Below are 15,414 nucleotides of genomic sequence, written 5' to 3' on the forward strand. Positions count from 1 at the left end.
TCCCCTAGAGACTGACGTCGATGAAATGGCCGGACGGCGACCCCGCCTCGGCGCGGCCCACCGGCGGCGCGCCGACCTGCACCCGCACCGGCTCGACCGTCATCGCCGAATCGGCCAGCGCCGCCGTCAGTTGCCCGACCTCCTCGGCGAGACGCGCCGCCATCTCCGGCCGCTCGATCCACAGCCCGACCGAGAGATGATCCCCGGAAAGGCCGATCTGCGCATGGACCGGCCCGATCGGCTCGACGTCGAGCGCGAAGCGCACCCGCCAGCCGGCCGTCGCGCCCTCGCGCTCGCCCGCCCCGCCGCCGTCGCGTTCCACCGTCATCTGCACGATCGAGGTGCCGTTCGGCGTCGCCATCGGCAGTTCCGCCGCCCACTCGCGATTGCCCCGCGCGGCCCCGGCGGCGAGCTCGTCGCCATGGGTGTCGAGCGCGACGTATTGCTCGAGCAGGATGCGCTGCAACGCCCCCTCGGTGCGCTCCAGCGCCCGCCGCCCGAGGCCCTCGACACCGTCGCTCGACGCGGTCTCCGTCGGCGCCGCCGCCTGCGCCACCGGCGCCTGCCCCTTGCGCGGCGGCGGCGGCTTCGCCCCCCGCTCGCGCGCGGCGGCGGTGCGCCCGGCGACGATCATCGCCTCGCCCGTCTCGGCGGCGAGCGCCGGATCGAGCCCGGCGCCAGAAAGAAGCCCTGCCTCGCCGCGCCCGAGCGGCGGCGGCACCACCGTTCCCGGCGCGCTCGCGGCCGGCCCTTGAGGCACGGCGCCCGGCACGGGGCCGCGCGTCACCACCGTCGCGGGATCCGTCGGCCCGGCCGGGGTCGCGATGGCCGAGGCCGGAGGTGCCGAGCCGATCGTGACGGACGCGGTCGCGGGTCCGCGACCGTCGGCGGACGTCACGTCGGAGGAAGCCGGACGCCCGGCGACCGCCGCGCCGGGCCGGTCGACCGCACCGGCCGAAGAGGTCGCGGACGAGGCGCCGGGCCCGGCGGGACCGGCGCCGGAAGCCGCCTCCCGAGCCGACGGCGACGTCGCGGGCCCCCCCTCGGCGCCGGCCGGAGCGGATGGGGAAACGGCCCCGGCCGCGCTCGGCGCCGGAGCGGCGGACGGCACGCCCGTCGCCACCGTCGTCGGCGTCGCGCTCGCGGTGGCCGTCGCTGCTGCCGTGCTCGCGGGGGCGATGACCGTCGCCGGTGTCGCCGCCGCCGGTGTCGCGGTGACCGTGGTCGCGGCCGGTGTCGCCGCCGCCCGTGTCGGAACGTCCACCGTTCGCGCTTCGGCCGACGCGGCGGTCGACGCCGCTCCCGAAGCGGGAGAGGCCCCCCCGACGGCCGGTGCCGCCGCCGCAGGCGCCGCGGAAGCACCCGACGGCGCGGTCGTGGCCGGGGCGGGCGCGGGGGATCCCGCCGTCGCCGCGCCACTGGTCGAAGAAGCGCGATCGGCCGGCGGCGCCGTGGGGACCGCCCCCGTGCCCGTCGCGGCGACGACGGACGGGGACGACGACGACGCTTCGCTCCCGCTCGGCCCCGCCCTCGTCGCCACGACGGAGGCATCGGCCCCGGCCGTCATGGTCCCGACCGCCGTCGCCCCGGACGCCACTGCCCCGGCCGTCACGGCCCCGGACGTCACGGCCCCGCCGCTCGCGGCACCGGGCGCCCGCGAGAGCGCCGCGCCGCCATAGGCGAAGGCGGCGAGACGCGCGGCCCCGCTCTCGGTTCCCGGCTCCATCGGCGAGGCACGCCCCGCGCTCCCCGCCGCGCCATAGGCGGCGCGAACCGCCAATCCGCTGGCGCTCGACGGCCCGGCACCGCTCTCCGGCGCCGCATCCGTCGAGGCGCCCGCCGCGCTCCCGGTGACGTTCGCCGCCGGGGCGGCTCCTCTCCCGGCCGGCGCGGCGACGCCCGGCCGCGCCGGGCCGACCCATTGGGTCAGCGCGCCGCGCAGGCTCGCCAACGTCGCCTTCAGATCCGTGGTGCCGGTCTCGCCGTCGGGCGTCGCGGCCTGTGATTCGGAAAAGAGGCCCGAGGCGCGGAAGGCCGTCGCCACCGTCCTGGCCGTCGGCGGGCCGGAGGCGGCGAGGCGCGCGCCCATCAATTGGCCGATCAGGGCGCGGATCGGCTCGGGAACGTCGCCGGCCGGCGCCGAGGCGAGCCCGGCGAGCGTCGCGTAGAGCGGCGCGAGCCCACTCTGGTTCACCACCGCCTTGGCGACCGCCCGGCCGAGCGCCTGCTGGACCGGATCGGCCACGGCCGTGGTCTGGGCGGCGGCCGTCTTCGCCTCGCCGCTTCCCGACGACAGCGCCAGTTGCAGCGTGGTCTGACCGTCCTCGCCGGCGATCGAGCGCACCTCGAAACGCAGCACGTCGCCGACCGCCGCCCGCGCCGTGCCGAGGTCGACCTCGAGCGGCCCGTGACGGCTCGCCAGCGTCGCCATCTGCCCGGCGAGCGCGGTGACGCGGGCCTCGACGATGCGGCCCGCCGTCAGCGTGGTCAGATCGAACCCGGTCGCCGGAACGGCCTTCGGCGGGGCGATCGTCAGGGGGGACTCCACCACCATGGGACGTCTCCTCGAGCGGCGTCCCGTGATGCTACGCCGGACACGACCGAGACGCAAAACGGCGGGGCGTGGAAGATCGCCGCGCCGTCACGACACCGTCATCGACGCCGTGGCGATGATGACCGGCGCAATCTCGCGCGGCTCCTCCTCGGATCACTCCATGTCCGTGTTCGCTCGCCTCCTCGGCCGCCTCCCCGCGCTCGGCGGCTTCGACGCCACGCTGCTCGTCTGCCTCGCCGCCCTCACCGGCGCCGCGCTGATGCTGCGTTGAAGGTGGCGCCCCTCCCCGCCCGGCATGCCGCGAGCGCCCCCGTCTTGCCTTCCTCCTCGAGCGATCGCACAGTTCGCCGATCGATCGCCGAGGACACTCCATGACCCTGTCGCCACCGCCCGTCGCCACCGCTCCCGCCCGCCACGGGATCGACGTCGGCCGGCTCTCCCGGCTGATCACCCGCGAGCGCGCCGCCTATGCCGCCGAGCGACCCCGCTCCGCCGCGCTGGCGGAAGAGGCGCGCGCCCATTGGCACGACGGCGTACCGCTCCACTGGATGACCGATTGGGGCCTGCCCTTCCCGCTCTTCGTGGCCGAGGCGCACGGCTCGACCCTGATCGACGTCGACGGTCACACCCATGTCGACTTCTGCCTCGGCGACACCGGCTCGATGTTCGGCCACGCCCCCGCGCCGGTCGTCGCCGCGATCGAGGCGCAGGCGAAGCGCGGCATGACCGCGATGATGCCCTCCGCCCTGGTGCCCGAGGTCGGCCGCCTCCTCGCCGCCCGCTTCGGCCTGCCGTTCTGGCAGATCACCATGACCGCCTCGGACGCCAACCGCTCGGTGATCCGCTGGGCCCGCGCCGCGACCGGGCGGCCGAACATCCTGATCTTCGACGGCGCCTATCACGGCGCGGTCGACGACACCCACGTCCGCCTGAAGGACGGCGCGCCGATCCTCCGGCCCGGCCTGATGGGCCAGGTCTGGGATCTGCGCGAGCACACCCGCGTCGTCCCCTTCAACGATCTCGCGGCGGTCGAGGCCGCGCTCGCCGACGGCACCGTGGCGCTCGTCCTGACCGAGCCGGTGATGACCAACATCGGCATGGTCCAGCCCGCCCCCGGCTTCCTCGAGGGCCTGCGCCGGCTCACCCGCGCGGCGGGAACGCTTCTCGCCCACGACGAGACCCACACGATCTCGTCCGGCCCCGGCGGCTATACCCGCCTGCATGGCCTCGAGCCCGATTTCTTCGTCTTGGGAAAGCCGATCGCCGGCGGTCTGCCCGCCGCCGTCTGGGGCTTCACCGAGGCGGTCGCGAAGGCGATGACCGCCGCGCGCGAGGCCACTCCCGGCTATTCCGGCATGGGCACGACGCTCACCGCCAACGCCCTCGCCATCGCCGCCATGCGCGCCAACCTGACCGAGGTGATGACCGACGCGGCCTACGCGCACATGATCGCGCTCGCCGACCGGCTCGCCGCCGCGCTCGAGGCCGTCGTCGCCCGCCGCCGCCTGCCCTGGGTGGTGACGTCGGTCGGCGCCCGGGTCGAATTCATGCTGTCGCCGACGCGGCCGGCGAACGGCGGCGAGGCGGCCCTGATCGGGGACGCCGAGATCGAGGGCGCGCTGAGGCTCGCGCTCATCCGGCGCGGCGTCGTGATCACGCCCTTCCACAACATGATGTTGATCGCGCCCACGACCACGCGGGCGGACGTCGATCGTCTCGTCGACGCCGTCGACGCGATCCTCGGCGAAGTCGTCGCCTGAGCGTGAGAGATCCGCGTCACCCGAGGAATCGTCCCCCGGGAAGCGGGCGACGAAAACGCCGCCGGAAACCGGCGGCGTCGATGGCGGGACCAGGGCGCCGAAGCGCCGATCTCAGATCAGCTGGCTCAGATAGAGAACCGCGTCGGTGACCGCGAGAACCGCGATGATGGCCAGAGCGGCCCGAACCAGACGACGATCGCGACGCGACACCCGCACGGTCACTTCTCCCTGCGAGCCCCCGACGATGGTGGCGCTATCCCCGATGACAGACATGCAATCCCCCGAATGACTCGAAACTACGCGCACGAAGCATCGAATCCTTCACATTACCGAAGCGTGAATCGTTGGCCCCAAAAAAGGGAATTTCCACGGCGTCACAAGCCCCCGATCCTCGGTTCGGCGACATCGACGACACGCAGTTGCACTCTTGCATCACCTTGCCAATGGTCCAGCCCCAGCGCACCCACCACGTGCAGCGAGCGCCCCCTCGCCTCGAGGATGGTGCGCCCGATCGGCTCGGACGCGGCCCGGAAGGCGATCGCCTTCAACGTCGTGCCGTCTCCGGAGGCGAGCGAGAGGCGCACGTGACCCTGGCCGACCTCGTCGGCGAAGGCGACGCGATGAGCCGGAAAGGCGAAGAGCGGTTCGGGCTGACCGGAGCCGTAGGGCCCGGCCCGCTCCAGCGTCTCCACCAGCGACACGGTCGCCCCGGTCGCGGTCATCGCCCCGTCGATCGCCAACTCGCGCCGCGCCGTGGCCGCCCCCACGCCCTCCGCCAGACGCTCGGCGAGGAAGTCGCGCACCGCGTCGAGCCGGTCCTCGGCGACCGTCAGGCCTGCCGCCATCGCGTGCCCGCCGCCCTTGGGGATGAGCCCCGCCTCCACCGCCGCCCGCACCGCCGCGCCGAGGTCGACGCCGGGGACCGATCGGCCGGATCCGGTGCCGAGCGGCCCGCGATCGAAGGCGACCGCCAGGGCCGACCGATGCCACCGCTCCTTCAGCCTCGAGGCGATCAGACCGACCACGCCGGGGTGCCAATCGGGCGAGGCGGTCACCACGATCGGGCCGGGATCGGTGCCGAAGCGGGCGACGACCTGGGCGTCGGCCTCCTCGACCATCGCCGCCTCCATCACCTGCCGCTCCTTGTTGAGCCGGTCGAGTTCGGCGGCGATCTTCTCCGCCTCGACCGGATCATCGGTGGCGAGGAGGCGCGAACCGAGCCCGGCGTCGCCGATCCGCCCGCCGGCATTGATGCGCGGACCGATCAGGAAGCCGAGGTGATAGGGCGACATCGGCCCGGAGACGCGCGCCACCGCCGCCAGTGCCGCGAGCCCGGCATTGCCGCGCCGCCGCGCCACCTGCAGCCCCTTGACCACGAAGGCCCGGTTGAGCCCGGTGAGCGGCACCACGTCGGCGACCGTGCCCAGCGCGACGAGGTCGAGCATCGCCAGGAGATCGGGTTCTTTGCCGCCTAGGAAAAATCCACGCCGGCGCAGTTCCCGATTGAGCGCCACCAGCGTCACGAAGGCCACGCCGCAGGCGCAGAGGTGACCGAGGCCGGAGAGGTCGTCGTGGCGGTTGGGGTTGATCACCGCCACCGCCGGCGGCAGCTCGAGACCGCAGCCGTGATGATCGATCACCACCGTGTCGAGCCCGAGCCGGCGGGCGTGCGCCAGCGCCTCGTGACTGGTCGAACCGCAGTCGAGCGTGACGAGGAGCGACGCGCCGCGCGCGCGCAGGCCCTCGATCGCTTCCGGATTGGGCCCGTAGCCCTCGATCAGCCGGTCCGGAATATAGACGATCGGATCGGCGCCGAGCCGCACCAGATGACGCCGCATCAGCGCCGCCGAGGTCGCCCCGTCGACGTCGTAGTCGGCGAAGAGGGCGATCGGCTCGCGGTTCACCACCGCGTCGGCGAGCCGCGCGACGCCGACGTCCATGGCGGTGACGACCGACGGATCGGGCATCAGGGCCTTGATGGTCGGATCGAGGAAGCCGGCCGCCTCGTCCGCGTCGACGCCGCGCGCGGCGAGCACGCGAGCGACGATGTCCGGCAGATCCAGCCGTTGGGCGAGCCCCAGCGCCCGGGTCGCGCCGGCCGCGTCGAGCCGATCGCGCCACACCCGCCCCGACGCCGACGACGTCACCCCGAGCACCGCGCGGTCCTCGGTCTCTTCGGCGAACCCGGTCGGGCGCATGTCGTCTCCTCGTCGTTTCGAATCGGGCGGCACCGGGCCTCCCGTCCGTCATGGTACGAGGCCCGACGCGCCGGTCACCCCTCGAACTTGTCGAGATGAGTGTGTCGCGCCCGGATCCAGCGCACCGTTCCGGTCGACGACCGCATCACCACCGTGTTGGTGGTGATCTGATTGCGGCCGAACTTCACCCCTTGCAGGAAATTGCCGTCGGTGACGCCGGTCGCCGCGAACAGGACGTCGCCGCGCACCATGTCCTCGAGCCGGTAGACCCGGCGCGGATCGGTGATGCCGAAGGCCCGCGCCCGCTCCATCTTGTCGGGACGGTCGATCATCAGCCGCCCCTCCATCTGGCCGCCGATGCAGCGCAACGCCGCCGCCGCCAGAACGCCCTCCGGCGCGCCACCGAGGCCGAGGTAGATGTCGATCCCGGTCTCGTCCGGCTCGGTCGTGTGGATCACCCCGGTGACGTCGCCGTCGCCGATCAGCCGGATCGACGCGCCGGTCGAGCGCACCGCCTCGATCAGCCGGGCATGGCGCGGCCGGTCGAGGATGCAGGCGGTGATCTCCTCGATCGGCACGCCCTTGGCCGCGGCCAGCGCCTTCAGATTGTCCTCCGGCGAGCGGTCGAGCCCGACCAGCCCGGCCGGATAGCCCGGCCCGATGGCGATCTTGTCCATGTAGACGTCGGGCGCGACCAGAAGGCTGCCGGCCTCGGCGATCGCCACCACCGAAATCGAATTCGGCAGGTTCTTGGCGCAGATCGTCGTGCCCTCGAGTGGCACCACGGCGATGTCGACCGCCGGCCCCCGGCCGCTGCCGACCTTCTCGCCGATCCACAGCATCGGCGCCTCGTCGCGCTCGCCCTCGCCGATCACCACCGTGCCGTCGATCGGCAGGCGGTTCAGCTCGGAACGCATCGCGTCGACCGCGACCCGATCGGCCGCCATCTCGTCGCCCCGCCCCCTGAGGCGGGCGGCGGCGACGGCCGTGCGTTCGGTCGTCCGCGCCAATTCGAGCGTCAGGATACGATCGAGGGCCGCGCCCTCTTCCACCTTTGGGGCTCTCGCCCGAGCCGACGACATCGTTCGCCTCCTCTGCCGCACGTTTCGGCGGCCCTGCCTTCTTCAGAAGGTCTCTATGCGGATGAAACGCGGCGCGCTCGCGACGTGTCCATCCTTCTCCACTTCCGCGAGGGCGGCGCGGATCGCCGTCTCGGTGGTCTGATAGGTGAGCATGATCACCGGCTGCGGCTCGTGCGGGCTGACCTCGCCGGGCGCGTCCGCCGACGGGCGCCGGGCCCGCTGCACGATCGATTCCAGCGAGATCTCGCGCTCGGCCATGCGCGCCGCGATCGCCGCGAAGGCGCCGGGCCGGTCGTGCACCATCAGCCGCACGTAGTAGCCGCCGCTGTGGCCGGCGCCGTTCGACTTCAGATAGGGCGACATGTGCTCGGACGGCTTGCCCATGGTCGAGAGCGCGGTGCCGCGGGCGATGTCGGCGATGTCGGAGACGACCGACGAGGCGGTCGCGTCGCCACCGGCGCCGGGGCCGACCAGCATCAGCTGACCGACGAAATCCGCCTCCACCGCGACCGCGTTGAGCACGCCGTCGATGCGGGCGATCGCCGAGGACTTCGGCACCATGGTCGGATGGACCCGCTGCTCGATGCCGCCGCCCGGCGCCCGCTCGGCGATGCCGAGCAGCTTGATCTTGTAGCCGAGCTCGTCGGCCTTCTCGATGTCGTCGAGGGTGATCTCGGAGATCCCCTCGATCCGGATCGCGTCGACGTCGATCTGGCTGCCGAAGGCGAGCGAGGTCAGCAGCGCCAGCTTGTGGGCGGTGTCGAACCCGCCGACGTCGAAGGTCGGATCGGCCTCGGCATAGCCGAGCCGCTGCGCCTCCTTCAGACAGACGTCGAAGGAGAGACGCTCGTTCTGCATCCGGGTGAGGATGTAGTTGCAGGTGCCGTTGAGGATGCCGAAGACGCGGGTGACCGAGTTGCCGGCGAGGCTCTCGCGCAGCGTCTTGATGATCGGGATGCCGCCGGCCACCGCCGCCTCGAAGTTGAGGCTGACGCCCTTCTGCTCGGCGAGACGGGCGAGTTCGACGCCGTGACGGGCGAGCAGCGCCTTGTTGGCGGTCACCACGTGCTTGCCGTTCGCCAGCGCCGCCCGCACCGAGGCCTCGGCCGCGCCGCCGGCGCCGCCCATCAGCTCGACGAAGACGTCGATGTCCGGGCTTTCGGCGAGCTTCACCGGATCCTGGAACCAGTTGACGTTCGAGAGGTCGACGCCGCGGTCCTTGGTGCGATCGCGCGCCGAGACCGCGCGCACGACGATCTTGCGACCGCAGCGCTGAGAGAGATCGTCCGCGTGTTTCAAGAGAACACGGACGACGGAGGCACCGACGACGCCGAGACCGGCGATGCCCAGACGGAGGGTGGACTGCATGGGGAACTTCCATCGAAGGCGGCGAGCGAGGTGCGAGGGGGGACCCCGGCGCGCCCCGCCCGAACCGCGAGAGATCGGACGAGACGAGAGCGCGATCAGCCGTTGGCGGAGAGCGGGATCACGTTGTGGAGCGTCTTGTCGGCGGTGTCGAAGAAGCGCCGGATGTTGCGCGCCGCCTGCCGCAGCCGCTGCTCGTTCTCCACCAGCGCCAGACGCACGTATTCGTCGCCCTGCTCGCCGAAGCCGATGCCCGGCGCCACCGCCACGTCGGCCTTCTCGATCAGGAGCTTGGAGAATTCCACCGAGCCGAGGTGACGGAACTTCTCCGGGATCCGCGCCCAGGCGAACATCGACGCCTTCGGCGCCGGAATCGGGAAGCCGGAATGGGAGAACGCCTCGACCATCACGTCGCGCCGCTTCTTGTAGACCTCACGGATCTCGGCGATGCAGGCGTCGCCGGAATTCAGCGCGTGGCTCGCCGCGACCTGGATCGGCGTGTAGGCGCCGTAGTCGAGGTAGGACTTGACCCGGGCGAGCGCGGCGATCAGCCGCTCGTTGCCGACCGCGAAGCCCATTCGCCAGCCCGGCATCGAGAACGACTTCGACATCGAGGTGAACTCGACCGCCACGTCCATCGCGCCCGGCACCTGCAGCACCGAGGGCGGCGGCACGTCGTCGAAATAGATCTCCGAATAGGCGAGATCGGAGAGCACGAACAGCTCGTGCTTCTTCGCGAAGGCGACCACGTCCTTGTAGAAGTCGAGATCGGCCGTGACCGCCGTCGGGTTCGACGGGTAGCACAGGATCACCGCGATCGGCTTCGGGATCGAATGGGCGACCGCCCGCTCCATCGCGTGGAAGAACTCCGGACCCGGCTCTATCGGGATCGAGCGGATCACGCCGCCGACCATCAGAAAGCCGAAGGCATGGATCGGGTAGCTCGGATTGGGGCAGAGCACCACGTCGCCCGGGGCGGTGATCGCCTGGGCCATGTTGGCGAAGCCCTCCTTCGACCCGAGCGTCGCGACGATCTGGGTGTCGGGATTGAGCTTCACGCCGAAGCGGCGCTCGTAATAGGAGGCCTGGGCCCGGCGCAGGCCGGGAATGCCCTTGGAGGTCGAATAGCGGTTGGTGCGCGGCTTGCCGATCGTCTCGATCAGCTTCTCCTCGATGAAGCGCGGCGTCGGCAGATCGGGGTTGCCCATGCCGAGATCGATGATGTCCGCGCCGTTGGCTCGAGCCTGCGCCTTGAGTCGGTTGACCTGTTCGAAGACGTAAACCGGCAGCCGCCGGATCTTGTGGAATTCGTCCATGGGGTCCTGACCTTCTCGTCGGCGTCGTCCCGAGCCCGAGGGGGACGACGAAGTCACGTCGTCGCGGACGAGGACGCCGCTCTCCCGCGTCCCGATCCGAGGATCGATCGACGCGGGCGACCAGCGATTCGCCGCAGCCCCGCGCGGCTCCGTGCCGTGCGAGGGGATCGCCTTTTAGCAGAAGTCTCTCGACTTGACACCCGCCGTTCGCGCGCCCCGCCCCCTCGCGGATCGCGAGGAGCATCGCGCGCGGACCCTCACGGTTGCGAAGGCGTCGCGCCGGACTCGATCAACTGTTCGGCATCGCGCTTGGAGCGACGTCCGAGGTCCTGCAACTCGCCGATCACCGAAGCCGGGGCGGAGGCGTCCGCGCCGGCCTTCTGGCGCGCGCCGAGCGCCAACAGTTCCGCTTCGAGACGGTCCTGATCGGCCGTCGAGCGGGTCCGTCCGCCGAGACGGCGCGCGGTGTCGACGTTGATGTTGGGATAGCCGTCGGCGCCGGTCGCCGCGGGCTGGACCAGCGAGGCCGTCGCCGGCGCGGACGCGACCGGGCTCGTCCGCGCGGCCGGCGGAGCGCTGGTCACGTAGTCGTTGCCCGAACATGCCGTGAGAAGAGCGAGGATCAGAACCGATGCGGGTGCAAGGGTTGGCACTCGTCTTTGTGCTATGTGATTCTTCGTTGCCCGTTTCGTCACGACCTGCGAGCATCCCTGAGAACATGGGTCGCGCGGATCATACGCGTTCTGGAGAGCTTGTCACCAGAACCTGTAGTCGCAGAGGCCCGAGCGTGGTGAACGAGGGGTTCCGACGGCCGCACCACGGGGAGCAAATCATTCCGCCGGAAGGGAAAGAGACGTTCATGGCCGAGACCGAGCAGAACCCTCTGCTGCGTTATCTGGTGAACAACCCGGACGAGTTCGCCACCAACCTCGCCCGCGCGTTCGAGCAGGCCGGCAAGGCCGCCGCCGCCTATCTCAAGCCGCGCGAGACCGGCGACGCCAAATCCGACGTCGCCGACGAACTGGCCGTCGTCACCAAGACCATCGCCCATGTCGGCGAATGGTGGCTGGCCGACCCCGCCCGCACCATCCAGGCGCAGCAGCGCCTGATCGGCGGCTGGATGGATCTGTGGTCCTCCACCATGAAGCGCGTCTCCGGCGAGGCGAGCGAGCCGGTCGCCCTGCCCGATCCGAAGGACAAACGCTTCGCCGATCCGGAATGGCAGGAGAACGCCTTCTTCGACTTCCTGAAGCAGTTCTACCTGATCACGTCGCGCTGGGCCGACGGGATGGTCAAGGACGCCGAACTCGACGACCGCACCCGCGCCAAGGCCGATTTCTGGGTCAAGCAGATCACCTCGGCGCTGTCGCCGTCGAACTTCCTGCTGACCAATCCGGAACTGCTGCGCGAGACCATGTCCTCCAATGGCGACAATCTCGTGCGCGGCATGAAGATGCTCGCCGAGGACATCGCCGCCGGCGGTGGCGACCTCAAGATCCGTCAGTCGGATTCCAGCCGCTTCAAGGTCGGCGAGAACCTCGCCATGACCCCGGGCAAGGTGATCTGGCAGAACGACGTCTGCCAGCTGATCCAATACACCCCGACCACCGAGACGGTCCGCAAGCGCCCGCTGCTGATCGTGCCGCCGTGGATCAACAAGTTCTACATTCTCGATCTCAACCCCGAGAAGAGCTTCATCCGCTGGGCGGTCGAGCAGGGGCTGACGGTCTTCGTGATCTCCTGGGTCAACCCCGACGCGCGTCAGGCCCAGAAGTCCTTCGAGCACTACATGAAGGAAGGCATTCTCGAGTCGATCGACGTGATCGAGAAGGCCACCGGCGAGCGCGAGGTCGACACGATCGGCTATTGCGTCGGCGGCACGCTCCTGTCGGTGACGCTGGCATGGTGCGCGGCGACCGGCGACGACCGCATCAAGTCGGCGACTCTCTTCACCACCCAGGTCGACTTCAAATACGCCGGCGAGCTCCTGGTCTTCGTCGACGAGGAGCAGATCGGCATCGTCGAGGAGAAGATGCGCGATCGCGGCTTCCTCGAGGGCCGCTCGATGGCCTCGGCCTTCAACATGCTGCGCTCGAACGACCTGATCTGGCCCTATTTCATCAACAATTACCTCAAGGGCAAGGAACCCTTCCCCTTCGACCTGCTCTATTGGAACTCCGACTCGACGCGGATGCCGGCCGCCAACCACAGCCAGTATCTGCGCAACTGCTATCTCGAGAACAATCTGAGCCAGGGCCGCATGGAATTGGCCGGGGTCCGGCTAGACCTCTCGAAGGTGACGATCCCGATCTACAATCTCGCCGCCCGCGAGGACCACATCGCCCCGGCGAAGTCCGTGTTCGAGGGCTGCAAATATTTCGGTGGCGAGGTCCAATACGTGGTCGGCGGCTCCGGTCACATCGCCGGCGTCGTCAATCCGGCCGGCAAGCCGAAATATCAGTATTGGACCGGCGGCAAGCCCGAGGGCACGCTCGAGGACTGGTTCGCCCACGCCACCGAGCATCCCGGCACCTGGTGGCCCCATTGGCGCGACTGGCTGTTCTCGCTCGCCCCCGAGATGGTCAAGGCCCGGGTCCCCGGCGGCAAGAAGCTGAAGCCGATCGAGGACGCCCCCGGCTCCTACGTCCGCGCGCGCGCCTGAGCCTGAACGAACCCGAGCCCGAGAGCGGGCGCGGTCTCCCGCGCCCCTCTTTCACGATTGCCCCGGCGACGCCCTCCGGGCCGGCCGCGCCGGCCGTTGAGACTATCGCAAGCACCGCCGTGACAGGATGGGGCCGAGCCCTTCCGCGAGCGGGAGCGTCCGCGTCGGCCGTCTCCCGGGCGGCGTCGAGGCGCCCCGCGCCCTCCGAGATCCGCGCGCCCCGTGTCCCTCTCCCCCCGCTCCCCGACGATCACCTATCTCCGATCGCTCCTGACCCTGCCGCCGGCGGCGCCGAGCCGGGCCGTCGGCTTCGACGTCGCCGTCGCCGCCTTCGCCGCCGCCGTCGTACTCCTCGCCCTCGACGCCCGCGCGACGCTCGGCGACGGCGATACGCCCTGGCACGTCTTCGTCGGCGGGACGATCCTCGACACCGGCCGCTTCCCCACCACCGACACCCTGTCCTGGACGGTGACGGGTGCCCCCTGGATCGCCAAGGAATGGCTGTCGCAGGTGATCCTCGCCGGCGCCTTCCGGCTCGGCGGCTGGCCGGCCGTGGCGCTGACGACCATCGCCGCCGCCGCCCTCGCCTTCGCGGTGATCGCTCGCGAGGCCTTCGCCCGTCTGTCGCCGCTGGCGGCGGGACTTCTGATCGCCCTCGCCTACCCGCTCGCCGCCGGCGCCGTCCTCGCCCGGCCGCACACGCTCGCCTGGGTGCCGATGGTGGTTTGGACGCTGGCGCTGATCCATGCCGCCGAGACGGCCCGGCGCCCGCCCCTCCTCGTCCTCCTCGCCATGGTCGTCTGGACCAATCTGCACGGCTCGTTCCTGCTCGGCCTCGCCCTCGTCCCCGCCTTCGCGGTCGAGGCGATCCTGCGCGCGGCCCCGGCCGATCGCTTCCGTCTCGGCTTCGGCTGGGCGGCGTTCCTCGTCGCCGCCGTCGCCGCCACCCTGATCCACCCCTATGGCTGGGGCGTGTGGCGGGCCGCCGTCTCGGTGATCGGCCTCGAGGGGATCCAGTCGCTGATCATGGAATGGCAGCCGCAGAGCTTCGCCCGGATCGGCCCTTTGGAACTCCTCCTTCTCGGGGGAATCGCGCTTCTGGCGACCACCCGCACCCGCATCTCGGCGGTGCGCCTCGCGGTGGTGCTGATGCTCCTCCACATGGCGCTGGCGCATGTCCGCCACGGCGCGCTGCTCGGCCTCCTCGGCCCGCTGGTGCTGATCGAGCCCCTGGCGCGCGTCGCCGGGCCGGGAACGCGGACGCGTTTCGCCCTCTCCCGCGGCGTCGGTGCGCTGTGGGGCCTGATCGGACTGGTCGCCGCCGCCCTGGTCGTCGTCCGCCCGCCGGCCCTGCCGACCGATCACGCCCCCGCCGCCGCGCTCGCGGCCGTGCGCGCCGCCGGGATCCCCGGCGAAGTGATGAACGGCTACAGCTTCGGTGGTTGGCTGATCTCGCGGGGTGTGCCGACCTATATCGACGGCCGCACCGAGCTCTACGGCGGCGACCGGGTCGCGCTCTATCGCGACGGCGTCAATCTCCAGACGGTCGACGCCTTCGACCGCCTCCTCGCCGATCCGCGCATCGGATGGACCCTGCTCTCACCCGGTCTGCCGATCGTCGGCCTGCTCGACCGCACGCCCGGCTGGAGGCGCCTCTACGCCGACAGCGACGCCGTCGTCCACGTCCGAACTCCGCGCTGATCGCCCGAGCGGGACCGGCGCCGGCCGACCCCATCCGTCCTCGAAGATCAGATCGTCGAGCGGCAGCCGGGCCCGCCACCCGCGCTGCTCGAGTTCCGGCGAGGCAAAGGCCTGGTCGACCTTGCCGAGACAGAGATAGGCGACGATCTCGATCGCCTCGGGGATCCCCAGGATCGCCCGCGCCCGCCCCTTGTCGAGGATCGACACCCAGCCGACGCCGATCCCTTCCGCCCGCGCCGCCAGCCACAGGTTCTGCACCGCGCAGACGCAAGAGTAGAGATCGGTCGCCGGATCGGCGCTGCGCCCCAGCACCACCGGCCCGCAGCGATCCCGATCGCAGGTGACGACCACGTGGACCGGCGCCTCGCGCAGGCCCTCGAGCTTCAAGGCCCGATAGCGCGCCGCCCGATCGCCCTGAAACAGCGCCGCCTCCGCCGCATGGGCCGAGGTGAAGGCGGCATGCACCCGGCTCCGCGTCGCCGGATCGCGCACCACCACGAAGTTCCACGGCTGCATGAAACCGACCGAGGGCGCGCGATGCGCCGCCTCGAGCAACCGCCTGAGAAGCGCCGGATCGATCGGATCGGGCAGGAATTCGGCGCGCACGTCGCGCCGCGTCTCGATCGCCCGATAGACCGCCGCGCGATCCGCCTCGGCGAAGGGCGTGACCGTCACCCGGTCGAGAGCCGGCCCCTCGAGGGGCGGCGACGAGGCCGAGGACGAAGGCATGCGCGAACCGCCCGCGCCGGCGGGACTGGGACTGGAGTGCGACATCG

At 71.3% G+C, this 15,414-nt stretch carries 11 protein-coding genes; 3 read left to right on the forward strand and 8 right to left on the reverse strand.

Going from position 1 to position 15,414, the window contains the following annotated elements:
* Positions 1-4 precede the first annotated feature (4 nt).
* The gene (gene fliK, locus J3S89_RS18055) at positions 5-2,554 is read right to left on the reverse strand and encodes a flagellar hook-length control protein FliK (RefSeq protein ID WP_217929285.1); all 2,550 of its coding nucleotides are present in this window, start codon (positions 2,552-2,554) and stop codon (positions 5-7) included.
* A 371-nt stretch (positions 2,555-2,925) separates the two neighbouring features.
* Here fliK and J3S89_RS18060 point away from each other — a divergent pair, with 371 nt between their 5' ends.
* Entirely contained in the window at positions 2,926-4,314 is a 1,389-nt protein-coding gene (locus J3S89_RS18060; protein WP_217929286.1) for an aspartate aminotransferase family protein, read from the forward strand.
* A gap of 111 nt (positions 4,315-4,425) precedes the next feature.
* Here J3S89_RS18060 and J3S89_RS18065 read toward each other — a convergent pair whose 3' ends face one another.
* The 6 genes from J3S89_RS18065 to J3S89_RS18090 all read right to left on the reverse strand — a co-directional run bounded on the left by J3S89_RS18065 (position 4,426) and on the right by J3S89_RS18090 (position 10,859).
* Positions 4,426-4,587 (reverse strand): hypothetical protein, encoded by a 162-nt coding sequence (locus tag J3S89_RS18065; protein WP_217929287.1) that lies wholly within the window; start codon positions 4,585-4,587, stop codon positions 4,426-4,428.
* Between the two features lie 101 nt (positions 4,588-4,688).
* Positions 4,689-6,512: a single-stranded-DNA-specific exonuclease RecJ gene (gene recJ, locus J3S89_RS18070; RefSeq protein ID WP_217929288.1), complete on the reverse strand. Its 1,824-nt coding sequence runs from the start codon at positions 6,510-6,512 to the stop codon at positions 4,689-4,691.
* Positions 6,513-6,586: 74 nt separating this feature from the next.
* Complete coding sequence (gene glpX / locus J3S89_RS18075) at positions 6,587-7,594, reverse strand: class II fructose-bisphosphatase (RefSeq protein ID WP_217929289.1); 1,008 nt, start codon at positions 7,592-7,594, stop codon at positions 6,587-6,589.
* A gap of 42 nt (positions 7,595-7,636) precedes the next feature.
* Positions 7,637-8,962, reverse strand: a complete 1,326-nt coding sequence (locus J3S89_RS18080) for a homoserine dehydrogenase (protein ID WP_217929290.1) — start codon at positions 8,960-8,962, stop codon at positions 7,637-7,639.
* A gap of 95 nt (positions 8,963-9,057) precedes the next feature.
* Complete coding sequence (locus J3S89_RS18085; RefSeq protein WP_217929292.1) at positions 9,058-10,275, reverse strand: LL-diaminopimelate aminotransferase; 1,218 nt, start codon at positions 10,273-10,275, stop codon at positions 9,058-9,060.
* Between the two features lie 257 nt (positions 10,276-10,532).
* Complete coding sequence (locus J3S89_RS18090; protein ID WP_217929293.1) at positions 10,533-10,859, reverse strand: hypothetical protein; 327 nt, start codon at positions 10,857-10,859, stop codon at positions 10,533-10,535.
* Between the two features lie 275 nt (positions 10,860-11,134).
* Here J3S89_RS18090 and phaC point away from each other — a divergent pair, with 275 nt between their 5' ends.
* A complete protein-coding gene (phaC, locus tag J3S89_RS18095; protein ID WP_217929294.1) occupies positions 11,135-12,937 on the forward strand; it encodes a class I poly(R)-hydroxyalkanoic acid synthase in 1,803 nt (600 codons plus the stop codon).
* A gap of 222 nt (positions 12,938-13,159) precedes the next feature.
* Complete coding sequence (locus J3S89_RS18100) at positions 13,160-14,638, forward strand: hypothetical protein (protein ID WP_217929295.1); 1,479 nt, start codon at positions 13,160-13,162, stop codon at positions 14,636-14,638.
* Here J3S89_RS18100 and bluB read toward each other — a convergent pair.
* On the reverse strand, positions 14,537-15,367 hold the full coding sequence (bluB, locus tag J3S89_RS18105) for a 5,6-dimethylbenzimidazole synthase (protein ID WP_217929392.1): 831 nt from the start codon (positions 15,365-15,367) through the stop codon (positions 14,537-14,539). The genes J3S89_RS18100 and bluB overlap by 102 nt on opposite strands.
* Positions 15,368-15,414: the final 47 nt, after the last annotated feature.

It is taken from the genome of Pinisolibacter aquiterrae, assembly GCF_019160155.1.
Classification (GTDB): domain Bacteria; phylum Pseudomonadota; class Alphaproteobacteria; order Rhizobiales; family Ancalomicrobiaceae; genus Pinisolibacter; species Pinisolibacter aquiterrae.

Bases quoted from the DNA above. Each gene is read 5' to 3' on its own strand.
- fliK (WP_217929285.1), bottom strand. From the start codon at position 2,554: ATGGTGGTGGAGTCCCCCCTGACGATCGCCCCGCCGAAGGCCGTTCCG.
- J3S89_RS18060 (WP_217929286.1), top strand. From the start codon at position 2,926: ATGACCCTGTCGCCACCGCCCGTCGCCACCGCTCCCGCCCGCCACGGG.
- J3S89_RS18065 (WP_217929287.1), bottom strand. From the start codon at position 4,587: ATGTCTGTCATCGGGGATAGCGCCACCATCGTCGGGGGCTCGCAGGGA.
- recJ (WP_217929288.1), bottom strand. From the start codon at position 6,512: ATGCGCCCGACCGGGTTCGCCGAAGAGACCGAGGACCGCGCGGTGCTC.
- glpX (WP_217929289.1), bottom strand. From the start codon at position 7,594: ATGTCGTCGGCTCGGGCGAGAGCCCCAAAGGTGGAAGAGGGCGCGGCC.
- J3S89_RS18080 (WP_217929290.1), bottom strand. From the start codon at position 8,962: ATGCAGTCCACCCTCCGTCTGGGCATCGCCGGTCTCGGCGTCGTCGGT.
- J3S89_RS18085 (WP_217929292.1), bottom strand. From the start codon at position 10,275: ATGGACGAATTCCACAAGATCCGGCGGCTGCCGGTTTACGTCTTCGAA.
- phaC (WP_217929294.1), top strand. From the start codon at position 11,135: ATGGCCGAGACCGAGCAGAACCCTCTGCTGCGTTATCTGGTGAACAAC.
- bluB (WP_217929392.1), bottom strand. From the start codon at position 15,367: ATGCCTTCGTCCTCGGCCTCGTCGCCGCCCCTCGAGGGGCCGGCTCTC.